This window comes from Campylobacter sp. CNRCH_2015_1657 (assembly GCF_025772685.1).
Lineage (GTDB): Bacteria > Campylobacterota > Campylobacteria > Campylobacterales > Campylobacteraceae > Campylobacter_D > Campylobacter_D lari_D.
In genome coordinates, this window is sequence record NZ_JAKMSO010000002.1 from 148,072 (window position 1) to 168,333 (window position 20,262).

Consider the following 20,262-nt stretch of genomic DNA (forward strand, 5'->3'; position numbering starts at 1 on the left):
AAATTCCTATATATTTAACACTACATTAGTTGCAATAGCTATTTGATATAAAATTTGTGTTAGCATGCTAAAAATTTGGAGATTTTGACTATCTACTTTTGGTAAAACTAAAATAGAATCTCCTGCTTTTATATCTGCTGAACTTCTACCGCTGTATTTAGTTGCTTTACCATTAGCATTAATTACTAAAACTCTTGATATATCAGCCCTATCGCTAAAACCACCCGCTAGGTTAATATAATATCTTAATTTTTCTTTATCCATATATACAAATGCACCTGGTATAGAAACTTCACCTTGAACCAAGACAAGATTATTTTTACTAGGTACATTTACCACATCACCTTCTTCTAATACTATAGAATTATACGCTTTGACATTGTCTATAACGATTTGTCCTTTTGGTTGAGCTTGTTTTGCACGCGCAATAAATTCTAAAATTGTTTTAGCTTGAGTAGCTCTAATGCTAGCTTGCTCAGCATTAACCGAAGAGCTTGTTAGAGCTAGTGTTTCAAGCTCTTTAAGTTGGGCTTCAATAAGTTGTTTTTGAGTAGCTGCTACACTTTTTCTAAAAACCTGTAAAGCGTTAATGTTTGATTGATCATTAACTATAATCATTTTAGCAAGTTCAGCCAAGGTTGTGCCTTTTTTTATCACTACTGAGTGCAAACCACTATGCTCACCTTCTATACTAATACTAATATTTTGCGCAGTATAATCAGGTCTAAACTCTATCTCATCACCATTATATAACTTCACACCTAAAAACTGCCTTTTGCTGTAAGCATCCACATGTAATTTATGATCATCCCTATAGCTTTTTACCACAGCATTAGTTACTATAGGTTTAGCTCCTGCAACTTTGGCTATATCTTCTAAATTTAAAATATCATTACTTAGTTCAAATCTAAAAGGTTTTTGTACATCCCCTTCTACAAAAACATACTTTTGCACACTACCCACTAAAATCACATCACCCATTCTAAAAGGAAAAAGATCAAGCTGACCCTTAAGTAAAAAATCATACAAGTCTACTTTTTTAATAACTTTATTATCTCTTAAAATTTGGATATCTCTAAAACTACCATATTCTAAATTAATTCCACTTGCTTTATCTAAATACTGTATAATAGAATCTGAACTTAACCCTTGATAAAGGCCTGGTTGATTCACATTTCCTGTAACAAAAACTGATACATTTTGATAAATATCCATATCTGCATATACATAGACATTGCTTTTATAAATTTTATTAATAGCTTTTGTAATAACTTGTACCAAAGCACTATTTTTCACACCCAAAAGATTAATAGCACCTACTTTTGGTATGAAAATATTTCCTTGAGAATCTACTGTTAAGGTTTGTATAAACTCTACCGCACCCCAAATTTTTACATTAATCCTATCGCCTACTGCTAGTTTATAATCAGGATTATAAACATGTTGGGTAAATTTAGTAAAGTTTCCATTAAACAAATGTGCACCAAAAACTTTAGCATTTATAATTGCTGTTTTATTTAAATCACTTTGTAAAAATTCTTTATCTTGAATTTGCTTTATACTATCTGCTTGTGTTTTTGCGATTTGAGAAACATCTACCGCTGAAAATAAAAACAAAGGTAAAAGTAAAAATAAAAATATCTTTCTCATTAGTATCTATGCTCCTCTATAATCATTTTAATAAATTTAACAATTCCATAAATCAAAGATAAAATCATAAAAGCTGTGAGTATATTATACAAAGCTTCTGGGTATTTAGCACTTTGAGGTAAACTTGGACTTTGCACTATAACCACCTGCTTTATCTTTCTTAAAGCTTCTATCCTAGCACTCTCATAAGCTTTTAATGCAGCTGTGTAAGCACTTTCTGCAAAACCTGCTTCTATGGTTAGATCTTGGAATTTAGCTGCAAGATCGTTGAGTTTTTGAGAGGATTTTGGGGATGAAACTTTGGATTTTTCTTTTTGAAGTTGTTTTTTTAAAGCTGTGATTTCACTTTTTATAGTAACAATTTGTGGTGCATTATCGTTTATATAACTTTGCATCATTAAAAGCTCAGCTTCTTTGGCTGCTATTTTTGATTCAAGTTCAGCTATGAGTTTTAGAGTGCCTTCTGCTTGTTTGAGTGGATCAAATACTCCATATTTGTTTTGAAAAGCTAAAAGCTCATCTTTAGCCTTTTGATATCTTTTTTTAAACTGCAAAAGTTCTTCTTCGGCAAATTGCATTTGATCTCTTGCGGCTTTGTGTGAAATTTCATTGATAAATTTTTCACTTTCTTTAACTATAGTTGAAGCTATCAAATGTGCACTTTGTGGGTCAAAACCTTCAACTTCTACACGCAAAAGCCCATTAGCTGAGTTTTCTTGAGTAATTTTAACACGGTTTTGATAATACTTTAAAAACTCTTCCTGATTGGCTGATGAGGAAACACTATAAAAAAAATCAAGTTTTTGTTTTTGATATAACTCACGAATTTGAACTTTTTCTTCTAAGATATTTAACATATCTAAAGAATGAATATAAGATTTTAAATAATTAATATCCTCGCTTGAAAAAGAATTATTAGTCAAAAATGCGGCAATTCCAGTAATAGCTCCGCTATCTCCTGTCGTTGATTTCACACTTAAAACACTTTCACTCACATAGCGATTTGCTGCTATAAAAACATAATAGAATACAACAAATACTGTCAAAATCAACACTATTTTAAAAGAATTAAATATTTCTAAATTTTTAAGTTTTTTTAATAACTCATTTTGCATTTATTTTTCCTTGATACACCGCTATACCCTCATCTACATCATCATATATAGTAGCTTGTCCATCTTGCATGAATATAATTTTATCACACCATTGTTTAATTTCAGCTACATTGTGTGAAACCATGATAACTTTTGACCTACTTAATTTTTCTTTATAGATTTTAGAGCTTTTTTCTCTAAATTTAGGATCTCCCACAGCACCTGCTTCGTCAATTAAATAATAATCAAAATCAAAAGCCATACTTAAGCCAAAAGATATTCTAGCACTCATACCTGCTGAATAAGTATTCATAGGCTCATCAAAAAATTTTCCAAGTTCAGCAAAATCTTCAACAAATTTAATCTTTTCCTCTAAAGCCTTTCCTTTATAACCATATACTCTAGCCACAAAGCGTGCATTATCTCTTGCTGAAAGTCTGTGTTGAAACGCACCTGCTAAGCCTAATGGCCAAGATAGTTTTTTATTAGTTATAATCTTACCTCTATCAGGAAGCAAGGAGCCGCTTAAAAGTTTCATTAAGGTTGATTTTCCAGCACCATTGCGTCCCATTAAACCTATACTGCAATTTTCAGGGAACTCAAAACTTAAGTTTTTAAAAACATAATGCCTTTCACCATTGCGTAAAGGAAAAGATTTTGTTAAATTAACTAATTTTATCATCGCACCGCTATCAACTTTTCTCTAGTAAAATAATAAAAAAACAATCCCAAAAACAAAATCACACTTAAACATGCAATAGGATAATAGTAATTATAATCATCAAGCAATGGATAATTTTGAAAAAAATTATATTTTAAAAGTTCCATAATATGTAAAAGTGGATTGTAATATAAAATGTCTAAAATAGGTTTTGGAACTATCCATATAGGAAATACCACCAAAGCTGTCCAGTATAAAACTATATTCAAATAATTTAAAGCCATTTTTAAAGGCTCTGCAAAATGTCCTGCTATAGCAAAACACATCCCCATAGCAAAGCCAAATATTACAAGCAAAAAGAATGAAAACATCACTTCTAAAAAATGCTTAGGTATAACTTGCATATGTAAAAACCAACCTGCCAAAAACATTACACAAATAAAAATAGTAAAATAAATACAAAACTCAAGCAGTGCTCTTGCAATAAAAACATGTATGGGACGAATAGGTTTATAAGCAAAAAGAGCTAGATTAGCACTTATGCCATTTAAAAGCTGAGTAATAATACTTCTAAACATAAAAAAAGGTATAATTCCTACTGCTAAAAACAAAAAGATAGAAACACCTTCAGGCATGATTTGATGATGAAATTCTCTAATAGCTGTTATAATAGAAGTGATTACCAAAACTACCATCATAGGCTCTCCGATTACCCAAAAATAGCCCAAATATTTATTAATACCAAATCTTGTCTTTAACTCTCTAAAAAAAAGAGCATGTATGACATTAAACATATTTTTAGCAAACCTTTTTAAATTTTCAAAATTTTTATATTATACTTTTTTATCTTATATAATATTTAACAAGGTTTAAAAATGAAAAGAAATTTTTTTGAGGAATTAGAAAAAATTTTATATCATAAAGATATTTTCAAAAAGATTGAATTATTTAATGAATTTTATGAAAATTTTAAAGCTAATTTATATGATTTTAATCATTCCCATGAAGCGATCATTTGTGAAAACTCACAAGTTAAAATCCTTCATCCTATGAAAATAAGGCGTCCAAAAGAAGCAAATAGTACTTTATCTTTAGCTAAAATATTACATTCAGTTGCACATATAGAATATAGTGCTATAAATTTGGCCTTAGATGCTAGTTATAGATTTAAAAATTTGCCATTGAAATTTTATCAAGATTGGCTTGAAGTAGCTGATGAGGAAATTAAGCATTTTTTACTTTTAGAAAAAACTTTAAATGAACTTGGTTTTAAATATGGAAATTTCTATGCTCATGATAATCTTGAAAAAGCCTTATTTTTAACCAAAGATAATCTTGCTCATAGAATGGGCATAGTACATAGAGGACTTGAAGCAAAAGGACTTGATGCCAATCCTTTTGTCTTAGAAAAATTAAACACAACTAATCATCCTATAAAAAGTTTATTTAGTGAAATTTTCACCATTATATTAAATGATGAGATTAAACATGTAAATAAAGGAGATTTTTGGTGGAATTATGCAAAAAATGAAAATGACGATTACCTTGATCTTTGTGCCAAATATAAAGAATTTAATCTTTTAGGAAAAGTATATAACAAAACAGCTAGAATACAAGCAGGGTTTAACGAAAATGAACTTCAAAAATTAGATGATTTTTATAATAGAAAATAAAGATGGTGGTTAGAGGCAGAATCGAACTGCCGACACGCAGATTTTCAGTCTGCTGCTCTACCGACTGAGCTATCCAACCACTGAATTGAAGTTGTAATTATACAATAGTTTTTTTAAAAAAAGTTGAAATTTGCATAAAAATGCAAATCATTCAGCAAAAGCTCCAAATTTAAAGATTTTTTGCATTCTTAATGCAGCTAATTCGCGTTTATCGTATTGTTCTAACTCTTCTATAGCTTTTAAGACATAATCACTTAAATTTTTAATCGCGTTTTCTTTATCTCTATGAGCTCCACTCATTGGCTCTTCGATAACATCATCTATTAAACCTTGAGTTTTTAAATCATCAGCAGTTACTTTCATCGCCTTAGTAGCAGCTTCACTTTTTGATGGATCATTCCATAAAATAGCAGCACAACCCTCAGGTGAAATCACAGAAAAAACTGAATTTTTCATCATAGCAAGTTTATCAGCTACTCCTATAGCCAAAGCACCACCACTTCCACCTTCGCCTATAACTACTGCTATAGTGATTGTTTTAAGGGCGCTTAACTCATATAAATTTCTAGCTATAGCCTCACTTTGACCACGCTCTTCAGCACCCACTCCTGGGTAAGCACCCGGAGTATCCACTAAAAACAATACCGGTATGTCAAATTTTTCAGCCATTTTTGCTACTCTTAGAGCTTTTCTATAACCTTCAGGATGAGGCATACCAAAATTTCTATGAAGTTTATCTTTAGTACCTCTACCTTTTTGCTCACCTATAACAATAACTTTTTTCCCACCTATATAACCTGCATAACACACAATAGCAGGATCATCTCTAAAAGCACGATCACCATGAATTTCATAAGCATCACTTAGTATAGCTTGAATATAATCAAGCGCATAAGGACGATCAGGATGTCTTGCAAGCTGTAAGCGTTGGTAATCGCTTAAATTTTTATAAACTTTTTGAGTTTCTTTTTCAAGGTTTTTTTCTAAAATTTTTACTGCTTCATCATCACCTTTGATTTTAGCATTTGCTAAATCTTCATCAATTTGCTGAATATTTTTTTCAAAATCTAAATAAGAAGCCATATTAATCTACTTTTTTGAAAATCACACAACCATTTGTTCCACCAAAACCAAAAGAATTGCTCATTACAACATTAACTTCGCTTTTTCTTGCAGTATTTGGTATATAGTCAAGATCGCAATTTTCATCTGCTACGATTTGATTGATAGTTGGCGGTAATACACCTTGATCAAGTGCCATTAAAGAAATAACAGCTTCAATAGCACCAGCAGCACCCAAACAATGGCCTGTTTGACCTTTTGTAGAACTAACTAAAGGAATTTGATCTTTAAAAAGTTCTTTAATAGCTGCCGTTTCATTTTTATCATTTACCGGAGTAGAAGTTCCGTGTGCATTAATATAATCCACTTTTGGATTTCCTGCCATTTTTAAAGCTTTTTTCATAGCACGCAATGGCCCTTCTAAAGTAGGCGAAGTGATATGATGTGCGTCCGCACTTTCGCCAAAACCTACCAACTCAGCATAAATTTTAGCTCCACGCTTTTTAGCAGCCTCATACTCTTCAAACACTAAAGCACCAGCACCCTCACCCATTACAAAACCATCTCTTTCTTTGTCAAATGGTCTTGAAGCTTTAGCTGGATCATCATTTCTAGTAGAAAGAGCTTTCATAGCAGCAAAGCCACCTATACCCACAGCACAAATGGCTGCTTCAGCACCTACTACAAGCATTTTATCCGCATTGCCTAAAGCTATGCTTTTATAAGCTTCGCCTATAGCATGAGTTCCTGCTGCACAAGCAGTCACGCATGAGATATTTGGTCCTTGTAATCCATGCTCGATTGAAATAATCCCACCAAGCATATTAACTAAAGCTGATGGTATGAAAAAAGGAGTTATTTTGCGTGGTCCACGCTGTGCGCAAGTAACGGAATTTTTTTCTATATTTGGTAAACCACCTATACCAGCTGCTGAAACTACACCAAATTCTTCTTTGTTTAAAGTTTCATCAAATTTAGCATCTTCCATAGCTTCTCTTGCTGCTTTAATACCAAGTTGTATAAAACGATCTATTTTTTTAACCTCTTTAGCATCACAGACACTTAAAGGATCAAAATTTTTTACTTCAGCAGCAATTTGCACTGGAAAATCAGTGGTATCAAAAAGGGTGATTTTATCAACGCCACTTTTGCCATCACAAATTGCTTTAAATGAGCTATCTTTGTCTAAGCCAAGAGCATTGATCATTCCTATACCTGTTACTACAACGCGTTTCAAACCGCACTCCTTATTAAAAATTAAAATTATTTTTGAAGATTTTCTATATAATTAACAACATCTTCAATTTTTACTAGTTTTTCAGCATCACTGTCTGGAATTTCCACATCAAATTTTTCTTCTAAAGCCATAACTAATTCAACAACATCCAAAGAGTCAGCACCCAAATCTTCAATGATTTTAGATTCCATTTTAACTGCATCTTCATCAACACTAAGTTGCTCAACAACTACTTTTTTTACATCATCAAAAATTGCCATTTTTATCTCCTAGTTTAAAAAATTAAAACGCATTTTACAATAAAAAAATAAATTTCTTGTTTAAAAAGTTAAAAATTAAAGATTATTACGAAAAATTTAATTATCTGTGTTTAAATAAAAGCTTAAATTTTAGCAAAGGAAATTTATGCTTTTGGATAAACTTATAAAAGAAAATAAAAAAACTTGGGAGCAATACATCTATCATGAATTTGTAAAAAAACTTCAAAATGGTACTTTAGAAAAAGATACATTTTTGTTTTATCTTAAACAAGATTATATTTTTTTAAATAATTATGCAAAATGCTATGCTTTGCTTGCTTTAAATGCAAATAACGCTAAAGAAATTCAATTTGCTATTAAAAATCAAAACTACACTTTAGAAGGAGAATTGGAACTTCACAGAAGTATTTTAAAACTGGGCATTGATGTAGAAAAACTTGACTATAAAGATGAAAGTTTAACTAATATTGCTTATACAAGATACTTACTAAGTGTGGGACAAAATGGAGATTATTTGGATATGCTGTGTGCTTTGAGTGCTTGTGCTATAGGTTATGCATATATAGGGGAAGAAATTTATAAAGGACTTAATGAAAAAAGCTTAGAAAATCATCCTTACAAAGAGTGGATTTTAACCTATGCAGGTAAAGAATTTCAAGATGAAATTAAAGAATTTAAAGACTTTTTTAATTCTTATACAAATAGCATTAGTGAAGAAAAATTTAAAAAATTAAACGAAATTTTTTATACTACTATAAGACTTGAAGCGGCCTTTTGGCAACACTCTTTAGAGCAAAAAATGGAAATTTAATCATCATAAAGATGATTAAATTATCAATTTAGCAATATTAATCCCTACAAAAGCAACCAAATATGCACATAAAGATGTAAATATAAAAAGATACCATGCATACTTTTTATTTCCTGCTTCTTTAGCAAAAACTATAGTTGCTGCAAAGCAAGGATTATAAATCATAACAAAAAGTATAAAAGCTACTGCTGTGCTAAAAGGGATGTTTTCTTTTATAGCCTCTTGTAAATTTAAACTTGTCTCATCAACTTCATCGCCTAAAGAATAAAGCACGCCCATAGTAGAAATCATCACTTCTTTAGCTGCTAAACCACTTACCAAAGATACACTAAGTTTCCAATCAAAGCCAAGTGGTGCAAAAATAGGCTCTATTGCTTTGCCAAATTGTCCAAGATAACTATTTTCTATCTGAAGCTCTTGAGTTAAAGCATCTTGAGTATTATTTTCTTGTGCAGGAAAATTACTCGCAAACCAAATAAGCAAAGAAGCTATCAAAATAAATGTTCCTGCTTTTTTTAAATACATTTTGGCTTTGTTAAACACCATAAACCATACCAAATTCCAATTTGGCATTCTATATTTTGGCATTTCCATTACAAAAGGTTCATCTTGTCCTCTAAAAGCGCTCATTCTTAAAATCTTAGCTGCAATCAAACCCAAAAACGCACCCAAAAGATAAATCCCAAAAAGATAATTTCCCGCCACATCAGCAGGAAAAAACACTCCAACAAAAAGCACATATACAGGAAGTCTTGCGCCACAACTCATAAAATTAATAATAAAAAGAGTTAATAGTCTATCTTTTTTATTTTTTAAAGTTCTTGTAGCCATAAATGCAGGTACTGAACAGCCAAAACCCGTGATTAAAGGGATAAAACTTTTACCATGTAAGCCAAATTTGTATAAAATTCCATCTAATAAAAATGCAACCCTAGCCATATATCCAGTTGTTTCAAGCAAGGCTATACCAAAAAATAAAATCATAATATTTGGTAAAAAAGTTATAACCGCACCAACCCCACCTAAAACACCATCAGCTAAGGCTGAAGCGATAAATTCATTGCTAATATTATTTTTTACCATATCACCTAAATTAGCAAAAAACATTTCTATATAATCCATAGGAATTTGCCCTAAAGTAAAGGTTAGTTGAAATAAAGCCCACATAAAAAACAAAAATATAGGAATTCCTAAAAATTTATTAATTAAAATAGAATCTATTTCTTTGGTATGATTTTTATACTTAACACTCTTGCTTAAAACCTTAACACATATACCATTTGCAAAAGCAATCAGCTCTTCTTTAAAAATACTTTCCATATCTTTGCTATGATATGCCATATAAATTTTTTCTAAAGCTTCATCAAGTATTTTTCTCAAAGCGTGCGAAATGACTATATTGGCTTCATTTTTAAGTAAAGCAAGTGCCAAATCTTTTGTAGAAAAATCTAAATAAGTAATTTCATTTTGATTTAAAAATTCACTTATTTTTGCAAGTTCTTCTTCTATGATATCGCTATAAACACGCTCTTTAGCTTCAAATTTAGCTTCATGGGTTGAAATGATTAAATCCAAAAGTGCATTTAGATTTTCTTTAGTTTTAGCACACACGCCAAGACAAGGTGTATTTAGAAGTTGGGATAAAATTTTAAAATCTATACTAAAACCTTCATTTTTAGCTTCATCTTGCATATTTAAAGCCATAATCATTTTGATTTTAGCTTCTATTAAAGATGCGCTCAAAATCAAATTACGCTCTAAATTTGTAGAATCAAGCACATTTACTACAAGATCAAATTTACCCTTTTTTAAAAAATCTTTTGTAATTTTTTCTTCTTCACTATAACCATCTAATGCATAAGTTCCTGGTAAATCTATAAATTTAAACTCATAATTTTTATAAACTAATCTAGCCTCAGCCTTTTCAACTGTAACACCGCTAAAATTTCCAACTTTCATATTAGCTTTACAAAGTGCGTTAATTAATAAACTTTTACCAACATTTGGCTGACCTACTAAAGCAACGATGATTTCTTTCATTAAAACTCTTTTGAAATTTGTATTATTTTTGCTTCACTTGAGCGTAAAATCACGCAAGTTGTATCAAGTTCTACCATAATAGTAGAATTTGCTATAGAAGAGCGAATTTTTTTAACTTTTTTGTTTTTTGCAAAACCAAAACTAAAAAGTCTTGCTTGGAGTTGTTTATCTGCTTCAAAGCCTACTATAAAGGCTTCTTCATTGTCTTTTAATGTATCTAAAGTCATGTTTTTCCTTACAAAAACTAAGATAAGACATTATATAAAAAATTCAATTATTTATTTTTTAAAATAATAAGCAATCTCAAAAAATGAGATTGCTAGAAATCAAAATCATTTAGATTTTCTAAATTTTGAAGCTTTTTGACTAATTCCTCAGCCTTTTCTAAAGAAAGTGCTATGCTAGCATTAGAAAGAAATTTATCTTTTAATTCATCAAAACTTAAAGGATTATCAAAATTTCCTTTATTTATAAACACATCTTTTTTAATTACTCTTCCATCATTTAAAACAGCTTCTAAATGTCCTGGAAAGTATTTAGGGAAACCGCTAGATTTTTTCTTCTCATAGCTAATTTTTTTAGCAAATTCTATTAGTTCAGCTCTATTTAAATTTTCATAAGATTTTAAAGTAATTTTGCCATCAAAAAATGCCAAGGCCATTAAAAAAGGCATGGAAAATTTGGCCGCATAAGCACTTTGTGGAGTGTATTTTGCTTCTATTGGATCACAAATAAATGAAATTGGCACCTCATCTACAAAGCAATGCAAACTTTTGATATCTTGTGCTTTTAAGCCATCATTTCTTAAACTCATAGCACAATCAATAAGCCCGTGTGCAAAATGACAACTTGGATAAGGTTTTAACGAAACTTGCATTACTTGCCAAATTTCATTCAAACCCTTACAAAGTTCATTTTTATCACATTCATCTTCTAAGCCAAAAGTTCTAAAGACATTATCCCTTCCTTCAAATATACTCAAAGGACCACTCATATTAGCTTTTGCGCAATTTGCTACTAAAATTCCATTTTTCAAAGCATTAGCTATGTGTAAAACTTTAGAATTAGACCCATTAGATAAAAATTCATTTACCCCGCTTGCAAAACTTCCTGCTAAACCTAGTGCATTGATGATTTGTTCTTTGTTTAAATCAAGCAAAACACAACTTGCAGCCACACTACCAAAAATTCCTGCTATAGCTGTAGTATGAAAGCCGCATTTGTGGAAACTTCCTTTGCTTGCTATACCCACTCTAGCAGCAATTTCCCAACCAATAATAAAGGCTTTTAAAACTTTCTTTCCATCTTTACTTACACTAAATCCATAAGTTAAACAAAGTGGAGTTAAAATAGCACTAGCGTGCAAAATAGCTTCAGTATGAGTATCATCAAAATCAAGGGCATGCGCTGCAATAGCATTTACCATCGCAGCATAAATTACATCAAGCTTTTTACCCCCACTCCAAATTTTTTCACTAGGATTTACACTTAAAGCTTCAAAAGCCTTAGTTGCATTTAAAACACAAGCTTCATTTTTAGCAGCTAGGGCTGTTCCTAGTGCATCAAGCATAAGCTCTTTTGCTCTTTGCTTTACTTCACTAGGGATAGCTTCATAGTCTAAATTTACGATAAATTCGGCTAGTTTTTCACTTAAATACATTTTTTCCTACTTTAGAATTGGTGCATTAGCGATTTTTTCTAAGAACTCATCAACTAATTTTGGTGCATAACCTACATAAGTTGTAGCATCCATTAAAACATCAATGTCTTTTTCACTTAAAACCTTACTTACACGCTCATCTTCAAGTAAAACAACTTTAAAAGTTTTATGATTTTCTATACCTCTCATAGCATTTTCATAAACAATTTCATGTGCATGTTGCTTACCATAATGATCACTCAAAGCAAACATCACGCGTTCTGCCAATACAAAGCCATTAAGCGTATCAAGATTTTTTAACATTTTGTCTTTTTTAACTTCTAAATCATCAAAGACAAATTTCATATTTGCTAATACCACTGAAAGCATTAAAAATGCTTCTGGTAAAAGCTTCCATTCCATTTTCCAAACTTGACCATCTCTTTCATGCTCATGTCTTTCTATATCGCTTAAAATTGCAATATTAGCTCTTAGGGCATTACTTACAGTCACTGCGTTTTCACTTACTGCGGGATTTCTTTTATGAGGCATAGTAGAACTTCCTACTTGACCTTTTCCAAAAGGTTCAGCAATTTCATCGATTTCATTATGAGCTAAGATTAAAAGTTGATGTGCAATTTTGTTAAAGGTTGCGTTGATATTACCTAAAACATAACCAAGCTCAATAAAACGATCTCTTGCTGGCTGCCATGAGATGTCAGGAACTTCTAAACCTAAGCTTTCTAAAGTAAGTTTTTCTACTTCATTAGCCTTGTCACTTAAGCTTGCTTTGGTTCCTACTGCACCTACGATTAATCCTACATATAATCTTTTTTCAAGTTCGATAATTCTTTCATAGTGACGATTAAGCTCACTTAGCCAAATTGCAACTTTGTGTCCAAAAGTTATAGGTAAAGCTTGTAAAGCTAAGGTTCTTCCCATCATTGCAGTGTTCTTATGCTCTTTTGCGATTTTTGCTAAATTTTTAGCTATATCTTTTAAATCTTGTTTGATTAAAGCCATAGCTTCTTTAAATTGTAAAACTATGCCTGTGTCAATGATATCTTGTGTTGTTACACCAAAATGCACATATTCGCCAAGACCATTTTCGCAAGCTTTTTCCAAACCTCTAACAGTAGGCACTAAAGGGTGTTTAGTCTTTTTAAACTCAGCAAAAATAAAATCCATATCCATAAATTTATAATGCGCTTTTTTAGCTATTTCTGTAGCTGCCTCATTAGGGATAATGCCAAGTTTTGCTTGAGCTTTTGCTAGGGCAGCTTCTACATCAAGCCATTTTTGAATCCTATTTTCCTCGCTAAAAATAGCTCTCATTGCAGGAGTGCTCCAAGAATCTTGAAGCAACCTCATATCAAATACACTCACACCCATGTTTTATCCTTTAAAATTTATTTTTTCAAATGATTGTTTTAAGTCAGCAATCAAATCCTTACTATCTTCAAGACCTATATGAAATCTCACAAAAGGCCCTCTAGCACTCCAATCTGTTGCTGTTCTTGGCGGAGTAGTAACAGTAGCTAAACTCTCATATCCACCCCAGCTTGCACCGATTGAAAAATACTCTAAATTATCTACAAATTTAACGGCTTGTTCTTTAGAAATGCCATCTGCAAATTCAATTGTTACCATACCATTAGCGCCTTTATGATCACGCATAAAAACTTCATGGTTTGGATGAGTTTTTAATTTTGGATAAAAAATTGTTTTAACTTCTTTTCTACTTTGTAAAAAGTCTACTACCTCATCTGCACTTTTTTCATGAGCCCTCATTCTTACATCTAAAGTTCTCATACCACGAAGCACTAAATAAGCATCATCAGGACTTGTAGTAAATCCTAAAGCTTCTGGTAATTTGTCAAAATTTTTCCATTCTTTTTCATTAATCACTACTATACCCATAGTAACATCTGAATGCCCGCTTAAGTACTTAGTCGCTGCAATTACTGAAATATCCACTCCAAGCTCAAGCGGATTTAAAAAATACCCACTTGAATAAGTATTATCAATCGCTACTGGTATGTTATGTTTGTGTGCAATTTCACAAAGTTTTGGTAAGTCTATGATTTCATAAAGTATAGAACCTGGACTTTCACAAAGGATTAATTTTGTGTTTGGTTTGATTTTTTCCTCTACATCAGAAGCATCAGCTTTTAAAAAGTCAATTTCTACACCCATTTTAGTTAAAAATAAATCACAAATTGTTCTAACAGGTCCATAAATAGCATCAGTGATTAAAAAATGAGCATCTTTACTAGCATAATTTAAAAGCACCATAGCTAATGCTGCAAGCCCTGTTGGGAAAAGTTGTGCTCTATAACCACCCTCAAGCTCACAAATAAGTTTTTCAAGTTCAAAATTTGTAGCTGTTCCTCTAGCACCATAACTTAAAACACGCTCATTTTTTCTTAGCTCGCGGTATTTTTGCCAAGTAGCATGATCTTTAAAAAGTATGGTTGATGCACGCATTAAGGTTGGATTAACTGATCTTGCTTCAGCGCTTTGATCGCCTCTTCCTAGGTGGATTAATTTAGTTTTATTATTCATTTTAAGTCCTTTTTTACAAATAAACATAAGTCATAATCACATTAACAATAGCAGCTACAAGCATAGGAATAGCTGTTCTTTTTACAACTTGCAATGGATTTACTTTAGCCATAGCTGAAATTGCCAAAATAGCTGGTGCAATAGGTGAAACACATCTACCAAAACCTGTCATGATTTGGATAGGTGCTATCATAGTTATAGTTTCAACTCCAAAAGATTTTGCTATATTTGGAATGAGTGGTGCAAAAGAAAAAAATGCTGCATTTCCTGAACCCATTAAAAATGCGCACACAGCAAGTAAAATAGAAACTGCTATGATGATAGCAAGCACTCCAAAACCTGCATCTTTTGCAAAATCTATTAAAGTATCTACAAAACCAACCGATAAAAGGCCACTTGCAAAAACTTGGCCACAAACGATCAAAGAAACCGTGATTACAAACAAATGTCCCATACCTTTGAAAAATACCATGATAGAATTTAAAGTATCAATTAAACTTTTATAACGAATGATTTCAAAAATAATTGCTATAAAAGTTGAAATCATCATAGCAACTGGCACATTCATTCTAATTGCAGTAGATGAAGCTGCTTTAACTTCTTCCATGGTAGTAAATCCCATTAACACCATAATGCTATCTAAAACACTACTAAAGCCCAAAATTAACACTAAAGGTATAATAGGTAAAATCGCATAAATTCTAGGTGGCTTTTTAAGCTCTTCACTTTTGCCATCATGTTCTGCTAATTCTTTTTCAACATCATCACGGTTAAATATGAAATTTTCTTTTTTATCAAAATATTTTGAGCAAAAATAAATCGCAATACCCACTGCTATGATAATAGGCACAGTTGTAGGAAGCTGATAATGCACAAAATATACCGCAGGATCAATTTCAGCTGTTTTTGCAGCTAAAATTACATTACCACTTCCTGGGCCATGGTCAATGTATTGACAAATAGCAATAATCGAAAGCGCAGAAAGCTTAGAAACACCTGAGCGCACTAAAATAGGGTACATTGTAACCATAAGCAAAAGTGCTAAACCTGCATGTGAAGGTATAAAAAGCACTAAAAACTGGATCACAAAATATGAAACCAACAATAAAACATAAGGTGATTTCACAGCTTTTAAAGGTCTTTCAAATACTTTAAACAAAGCATAACTTGCACCTACATGATCCATGTAAGCAGAAAATCCTGCTATACACATTAAAGTAAGTCCAAGACCTGCTAGAGTACTTGACATTTTAGTATTTACTACTTGGAAAATATCAAAAAGACCTAAATGTAAAGATTGTTTTTCACTAATGATAGGAGAAAGTCCAAAAATTCCTGCTAAAGCTAACAAGAATAAACCACTTAAAAGCAACGCCATGTGGGCGTTGATTTTTTTATAGAGCATAAATACAAGTAAAAATACAGAACATCCTGCAAAAAATAAACCCAACATGCTCTATCCTTTATGAGCAATAACCTCTATCTCCACTTTTGCTCCCTTAGGAAGATCTTTTACCGCAAAAGCACTTCTTGCAGGATATGGAGCTGCGAAAAATTCAGAATAAACCTCATTGAAAGCCAAAAAATCATCAATATTTGCCAAAAAGCAAGTCGTTTTAACTACATTATTAAAATAAAGATTATTTTCTTCTAATATAGCCTTGATATTTAACAATGATTGTCTTGTTTGTTCTTTTACATCTTCACTTTCTATGTTTCCACTTTGTGGATTAATAGGAAGTTGTCCTGAAATAAATAACAAACCATTAGCTTCTCTATAAGCTGAATATGGTCCTATAGCCTTTGGATAATTTGCCATGTATACTCCTTGTGTTTAAATGAAATCATAATATAATATTATCATCATAATAATAAATTGTCAATATTTTTTTATCATAATAATAATTTTTTTTATTGTTGTAAATATTAACAACTTTGATGAAAATATTTTGTAAAATAACAAAAAACAACAAAAAGGTCTAGATCATGGATGAACAACAAAAAGAATTATTTATCAAACTCACTCAATTTTTAGGGCAAGTTCTTGGAGATCAGTATGAAATAGTTTTTCATGTGATTTCACCTGAGGGTTCATATATAGCAGCCATTGCAAATAATCATATTAGCGGAAGGACAATCAATTCTCCATTAACCTCTTTTGCGAGTGAGCTTGTACAAGAAAAAGAGTATTTAAATAAAGATTTTTTATGTGATTACAAAGCAAAGGTTGGAAAGTCTAAGATCGTTACTGGATCAACCTTTTTTATAAAAAACCAAAATAAAATTGTAGGAATTTTATGTATAAATCACGACACCACAGAACTTAGAAATGCTATTAGTAAAATCATAGAACTAGAAAAAATTAATGATTTTAGTGATTTATTAGATATTCACAATCAAAACAATGTAAATTTACACAATGTGAGTAATATAGAAACACTTAGTCATTCTATAGAAGATATTCTAGCTGAAAACATAGACTTAAAATATTTAAATTCAGGATATAGCTTAAGCACTGAACAAAAAGATGAGATTATTAAAAAGCTTCATTCAAAGGGAATTTTTAATATAAAAGGAAGTATACCTATAGTTGCTAAGTCACTTAATATATCAGAACCTAGCGTCTATAGATATTTGCAAAAATTTAAAAATAGCCTTTAATAGCTAAAAAACTATTTGCGATATAAAATAAGCACTCACAACAGCACCAATGATTAAAGAAAAACCCGGTCTTAAATAAGAGTGATTGATCACAAATTTTCCTATTTTTGTTGTGCCTGTTCTATCAAAAGCCACGCAAGCTATTTGATTAGCTCCTGGAACTATAAAATCTCCACTCACACAAGGATAAAGCACGATAAGAATTTGAGGAGGAATTCCCAAACTCACACCCAAAGGCATCAAAGCAGCTACTGTTGCAGCTGGAGAAAAAATCACCATAGAAAAGGCAAATAAAGCCACGCCAAATAAATATGGATAATCTTCTACAATATGTGATAAAGAATTACTAAATAAAGGCTTGTAAGCTTCAAAAAATGTCCCTGTCATCCAAGCTATACCAAAAACCCCTACAACGCCTATAAGTCCTGATTTAAATACAGAAGCTTCACCAAGTTTATTAGCAGGAACTTTAGCAAAAAGCATAATTAAACAAGCTGTTGCAAGCATGATCATTTGAATTAAATTTGGGGTAGAAAGTCTTTCTATTTTACCATTTGCAAGCTCATAGTGAGGTAACAAATTTGTAAAAGTCCCAAAGAAAATAATGGTTAAAATCCCCAAAGCAAATATTAATAAAGCTCTTTTTACTTTAGGATCTGTTTCTTGTTTATCTTCTTGTTTATCTTGAGTTAAAAACTGATATTCCCCTGCTCTTACTCTTCTTTGAAATTCCTCATCTTGCTCAAGCTCTTTTCCTCTTTTAAAAACGCTCAAACAAGCACATATAACGCCAATTAAAAATGCTGGCATTACCACAGCTAATATTTGAACAAGTCCTACACCACTAATGGCTAAAATGGCTACCATACCTGCAGTGGCTGCACTCATAGGAGAAGCCACCACTGCAATACCTGCTGCTATAACTGAAACCGAAAGTGGTCTTTCAGGACGAATTTTAGCTTGAGCAGCTACTTCAGCAATCACTGGATAAATAGAAAAAGCCACATAAGTAGTACCACAAAATATTGTAAATGTGGATGTGATTAATGGGCCCATAAAAACAATAGCTTGAGGTTTTTTCTTTAATGCTTTTTCAGCTATTTTTACTAGCAAATCAAGCCCGCCTGCGCTTTGCAAAACACTCACGCAAGTAATCACAGCAAGTATAATAAACACAACACTCACAGGAAGTGAAGCTGGTTGCATACCAAAAACTAACACCAAAATACACATACCAAGCCCACCTGCAACCCCAAGTCCTATACCACCATATCTACCACCTATGGCTATCATAGAAAAAATAATAAAAAGTTGAAGTATAAAAATAATATCCATCTAATCTTCGCCCTTATTGTTTATTTTTTACATTTATCCAACAATTCTTTTGCATGTTCAATTTGCTCTAATACAACTTTAGTTCCTGTACCGCCATAAGAAAGTCTTGCGTCTATACAAGTTTCTAAAGCAATTGCTTCATAAATATCTTCTTGGATATTTTCATTAAATTGATGGAATTCTTCCATGCTAAGCTCTTCAAGCATTTTTCCGTGTTTAATACAATAATTCACAGCTGAACCTACTATACTATGAGCTTCTCTAAATGGTATATTTTTTCTTACTAAATAATCAGCCATATCTGTGGCATTTGAAAATCCTTTTGCAGCTGCTGCTCTTGTATTATTAGTATTTACTTGCATTTTTTCTATCATAGGAGTTATAATTTTTAAACTTGCCATTAAAGTATCCATAGAATCATAAACTTGAACCTTATCTTCACTCATATCAGTATTATAAGCTAATGGAATACCTTTCATAATAGTTAGCATTGCCATAACATTACCATACATTCTACCTGTCTTACCACGCATTTTTTCGGCTACATCAGGATTTTTCTTTTGAGGCATTATGCTTGAACCTGTACAAAAATCATCACTTAATTCTATAAATTTAAAATCTTGACTTGAAAAAAGTATAAGCTCTTCACAAAAACGACTAAGGTGCATGAAACACATTGCAGCAATAGCAGTAAATTCAACCATGTGGTCTCTATCACTTACACTATCAATGCTATTTTCTGTTGGTTTAGTAAAGCCTAGTTCTTTGGCACAAAAATGTCTGTCTATATTAAATGTAGTTCCGCCAAGTGCAGCTGCTCCCAAAGGACACTCATTCATTCTTTTATATAAATCCTCAAAACGAGAATAATCCCTACTTAACATCCAAAAATACGCCATAATCCAATGTGAAAAAAGCACTGGCTGGCCCGTTTGCAAATGCGTATAACCTGGCATAATAGCTTTGATATTTTTTTGAGCTTGATGGATAATTTCTTCTTCTAAAGCAATAATTTGACCTAAAATTTCTTTAATAACTGCCCTCATATGCATTTTTGAATCAAGTGTAGTTTGGTCATTTCTACTTCTTGCGGTGTGAAGTTTTCCACCTACTGGACCTACGATTTGTGTCATTCTTTTTTCTACAGCCATATGAATATCCTCATCAGCTATATCAAAAACAAAGGTTCCATTTTGAATTTCTTCTCTAACTTGTTCTAAGCCCTTAATGATAGTTTTTGCTTCATCGTCTTTTATAATACCTTGTTTTGCAAGCATGGTGCAGTGAATTATACTACCTTGTATATCAAAAGGAGCAAGTCTTGGCTCAACTGGTAGTGAAGCAGTATATTCTTCAACTAATTTATTTGTAGGTAAATCAAAACGCCCACCCCATAATTTTTCTGCTTTGTTAGACATTTGTTATCCTTTCATTAAAAAATTAGGGGTAATTTTATTTGAATTTATTTTAATTTAGCTTAAAATTTTTATTTCTATAATAAAAAATTTTAAAAATTTATAATTTAATAATAGAATTTTTTGATAATTTTAAATAAATAAAATATATTTTTAATA

The 20,262-nt window shown here is 31.5% G+C and carries 19 protein-coding genes and 1 tRNA gene; 3 read left to right on the plus strand and 17 right to left on the minus strand.

The genetic code is table 11. From position 1 onward, the window contains the following. Positions 1-6: 6 nt before the first annotated feature. Genes L8X27_RS02475 through L8X27_RS02490 form a run of 4 tightly spaced genes read right to left on the minus strand, consistent with a single transcriptional unit; the run spans position 7 to position 4,199 of the window. On the minus strand, positions 7-1,650 hold the full coding sequence (locus tag L8X27_RS02475) for a polysaccharide biosynthesis/export family protein (protein ID WP_263671055.1): 1,644 nt from the start codon (positions 1,648-1,650) through the stop codon (positions 7-9). After that, on the minus strand, positions 1,650-2,765 hold the full coding sequence (locus L8X27_RS02480; protein ID WP_263671056.1) for a capsule biosynthesis protein: 1,116 nt from the start codon (positions 2,763-2,765) through the stop codon (positions 1,650-1,652). The genes L8X27_RS02475 and L8X27_RS02480 overlap by 1 nt, the downstream gene beginning before the upstream one ends. Further along, positions 2,755-3,426, minus strand: a complete 672-nt coding sequence (locus tag L8X27_RS02485; RefSeq protein WP_220566820.1) for an ABC transporter ATP-binding protein — start codon at positions 3,424-3,426, stop codon at positions 2,755-2,757. The genes L8X27_RS02480 and L8X27_RS02485 overlap by 11 nt, the downstream gene beginning before the upstream one ends. After that, a complete protein-coding gene (locus L8X27_RS02490; protein ID WP_263681015.1) occupies positions 3,423-4,199 on the minus strand; it encodes an ABC transporter permease in 777 nt (258 codons plus the stop codon). The genes L8X27_RS02485 and L8X27_RS02490 overlap by 4 nt, the downstream gene beginning before the upstream one ends. Positions 4,200-4,280: 81 nt before the next feature. Between L8X27_RS02490 and L8X27_RS02495 the strand changes: the two genes are divergently transcribed. Beyond that, entirely contained in the window at positions 4,281-5,078 is a 798-nt protein-coding gene (locus L8X27_RS02495) for a ferritin-like domain-containing protein (protein ID WP_263681017.1), read from the plus strand. 3 nt (positions 5,079-5,081) lie between these two features. Here L8X27_RS02495 and L8X27_RS02500 read toward each other — a convergent pair. From L8X27_RS02500 to acpP, 4 genes are all read right to left on the minus strand, one after another. Continuing rightward, positions 5,082-5,157: transfer RNA gene (locus tag L8X27_RS02500), tRNA-Phe, on the minus strand. Between the two features lie 68 nt (positions 5,158-5,225). Then, positions 5,226-6,161, minus strand: a complete 936-nt coding sequence (locus L8X27_RS02505) for an acetyl-CoA carboxylase carboxyltransferase subunit alpha (protein WP_173787044.1) — start codon at positions 6,159-6,161, stop codon at positions 5,226-5,228. A 1-nt stretch (position 6,162) separates the two neighbouring features. Next, positions 6,163-7,377: a beta-ketoacyl-ACP synthase II gene (locus L8X27_RS02510; protein WP_263661895.1), complete on the minus strand. Its 1,215-nt coding sequence runs from the start codon at positions 7,375-7,377 to the stop codon at positions 6,163-6,165. A gap of 26 nt (positions 7,378-7,403) precedes the next feature. Next, positions 7,404-7,637: an acyl carrier protein gene (gene acpP / locus L8X27_RS02515; protein WP_039617517.1), complete on the minus strand. Its 234-nt coding sequence runs from the start codon at positions 7,635-7,637 to the stop codon at positions 7,404-7,406. 145 nt (positions 7,638-7,782) lie between these two features. On the opposite strand from acpP, the gene tenA reads away from it, so the two are divergent. Beyond that, positions 7,783-8,448: a thiaminase II gene (gene tenA / locus L8X27_RS02520; protein ID WP_220566815.1), complete on the plus strand. Its 666-nt coding sequence runs from the start codon at positions 7,783-7,785 to the stop codon at positions 8,446-8,448. A gap of 15 nt (positions 8,449-8,463) precedes the next feature. On the opposite strand, the gene feoB is transcribed toward tenA, so the two are convergent. The 7 genes from feoB to L8X27_RS02555 form a co-directional block, all read right to left on the minus strand. After that, complete coding sequence (feoB, locus tag L8X27_RS02525) at positions 8,464-10,488, minus strand: ferrous iron transport protein B (protein WP_263681019.1); 2,025 nt, start codon at positions 10,486-10,488, stop codon at positions 8,464-8,466. Then, positions 10,488-10,715 (minus strand): FeoA family protein, encoded by a 228-nt coding sequence (locus L8X27_RS02530; RefSeq protein WP_039627920.1) that lies wholly within the window; start codon positions 10,713-10,715, stop codon positions 10,488-10,490. Before L8X27_RS02530 ends, feoB begins: the two co-directional genes overlap by 1 nt. A 92-nt stretch (positions 10,716-10,807) precedes the next feature. Beyond that, positions 10,808-12,148, minus strand: a complete 1,341-nt coding sequence (locus L8X27_RS02535) for an MmgE/PrpD family protein (protein WP_263671060.1) — start codon at positions 12,146-12,148, stop codon at positions 10,808-10,810. Between the two features lie 6 nt (positions 12,149-12,154). After that, positions 12,155-13,519: an adenylosuccinate lyase gene (gene purB, locus L8X27_RS02540; protein WP_220566812.1), complete on the minus strand. Its 1,365-nt coding sequence runs from the start codon at positions 13,517-13,519 to the stop codon at positions 12,155-12,157. Positions 13,520-13,522: 3 nt separating this feature from the next. Next, positions 13,523-14,692, minus strand: a complete 1,170-nt coding sequence (gene metC, locus L8X27_RS02545; protein WP_263671061.1) for a cystathionine beta-lyase — start codon at positions 14,690-14,692, stop codon at positions 13,523-13,525. A gap of 13 nt (positions 14,693-14,705) precedes the next feature. After that, positions 14,706-16,145 carry a C4-dicarboxylate transporter DcuC gene (gene dcuC, locus L8X27_RS02550; RefSeq protein ID WP_263671062.1) on the minus strand — a complete coding sequence of 480 codons (1,440 nt, stop codon included), beginning with the start codon at positions 16,143-16,145 and terminating at the stop codon, positions 14,706-14,708. Positions 16,146-16,148: 3 nt separating this feature from the next. Next, entirely contained in the window at positions 16,149-16,511 is a 363-nt protein-coding gene (locus tag L8X27_RS02555; protein WP_044598311.1) for a Rid family detoxifying hydrolase, read from the minus strand. A 167-nt stretch (positions 16,512-16,678) separates the two neighbouring features. On the opposite strand from L8X27_RS02555, the gene L8X27_RS02560 reads away from it, so the two are divergent. Next, positions 16,679-17,353 (plus strand): transcriptional regulator, encoded by a 675-nt coding sequence (locus L8X27_RS02560; protein WP_133319588.1) that lies wholly within the window; start codon positions 16,679-16,681, stop codon positions 17,351-17,353. A gap of 3 nt (positions 17,354-17,356) precedes the next feature. Here the strand turns inward: L8X27_RS02560 and L8X27_RS02565 are convergent, their stop codons facing one another. Both L8X27_RS02565 and argH read right to left on the minus strand, forming a co-directional pair. Continuing rightward, positions 17,357-18,688 carry an anaerobic C4-dicarboxylate transporter family protein gene (locus tag L8X27_RS02565; RefSeq protein ID WP_263666318.1) on the minus strand — a complete coding sequence of 444 codons (1,332 nt, stop codon included), beginning with the start codon at positions 18,686-18,688 and terminating at the stop codon, positions 17,357-17,359. Positions 18,689-18,708: 20 nt separating this feature from the next. After that, positions 18,709-20,106: an argininosuccinate lyase gene (argH, locus tag L8X27_RS02570; RefSeq protein ID WP_263681020.1), complete on the minus strand. Its 1,398-nt coding sequence runs from the start codon at positions 20,104-20,106 to the stop codon at positions 18,709-18,711. Positions 20,107-20,262: the final 156 nt, after the last annotated feature.

Excerpts from the sequence above, each read along its gene's own strand:
- L8X27_RS02475 (WP_263671055.1), bottom strand. The coding sequence starts at position 1,650 with ATGAGAAAGATATTTTTATTTTTACTTTTACCTTTGTTTTTATTTTCA.
- L8X27_RS02480 (WP_263671056.1), bottom strand. The coding sequence starts at position 2,765 with ATGCAAAATGAGTTATTAAAAAAACTTAAAAATTTAGAAATATTTAAT.
- L8X27_RS02485 (WP_220566820.1), bottom strand. The coding sequence starts at position 3,426 with ATGATAAAATTAGTTAATTTAACAAAATCTTTTCCTTTACGCAATGGT.
- L8X27_RS02490 (WP_263681015.1), bottom strand. The coding sequence starts at position 4,199 with ATGTTTAATGTCATACATGCTCTTTTTTTTAGAGAGTTAAAGACAAGA.
- L8X27_RS02495 (WP_263681017.1), top strand. The coding sequence starts at position 4,281 with ATGAAAAGAAATTTTTTTGAGGAATTAGAAAAAATTTTATATCATAAA.
- L8X27_RS02505 (WP_173787044.1), bottom strand. The coding sequence starts at position 6,161 with ATGGCTTCTTATTTAGATTTTGAAAAAAATATTCAGCAAATTGATGAA.
- acpP (WP_039617517.1), bottom strand. The coding sequence starts at position 7,637 with ATGGCAATTTTTGATGATGTAAAAAAAGTAGTTGTTGAGCAACTTAGT.
- tenA (WP_220566815.1), top strand. The coding sequence starts at position 7,783 with ATGCTTTTGGATAAACTTATAAAAGAAAATAAAAAAACTTGGGAGCAA.
- feoB (WP_263681019.1), bottom strand. The coding sequence starts at position 10,488 with ATGAAAGAAATCATCGTTGCTTTAGTAGGTCAGCCAAATGTTGGTAAA.
- L8X27_RS02530 (WP_039627920.1), bottom strand. The coding sequence starts at position 10,715 with ATGACTTTAGATACATTAAAAGACAATGAAGAAGCCTTTATAGTAGGC.
- L8X27_RS02535 (WP_263671060.1), bottom strand. The coding sequence starts at position 12,148 with ATGTATTTAAGTGAAAAACTAGCCGAATTTATCGTAAATTTAGACTAT.
- purB (WP_220566812.1), bottom strand. The coding sequence starts at position 13,519 with ATGGGTGTGAGTGTATTTGATATGAGGTTGCTTCAAGATTCTTGGAGC.
- metC (WP_263671061.1), bottom strand. The coding sequence starts at position 14,692 with ATGAATAATAAAACTAAATTAATCCACCTAGGAAGAGGCGATCAAAGC.
- dcuC (WP_263671062.1), bottom strand. The coding sequence starts at position 16,145 with ATGTTGGGTTTATTTTTTGCAGGATGTTCTGTATTTTTACTTGTATTT.
- L8X27_RS02555 (WP_044598311.1), bottom strand. The coding sequence starts at position 16,511 with ATGGCAAATTATCCAAAGGCTATAGGACCATATTCAGCTTATAGAGAA.
- L8X27_RS02560 (WP_133319588.1), top strand. The coding sequence starts at position 16,679 with ATGGATGAACAACAAAAAGAATTATTTATCAAACTCACTCAATTTTTA.
- L8X27_RS02565 (WP_263666318.1), bottom strand. The coding sequence starts at position 18,688 with ATGGATATTATTTTTATACTTCAACTTTTTATTATTTTTTCTATGATA.
- argH (WP_263681020.1), bottom strand. The coding sequence starts at position 20,106 with ATGTCTAACAAAGCAGAAAAATTATGGGGTGGGCGTTTTGATTTACCT.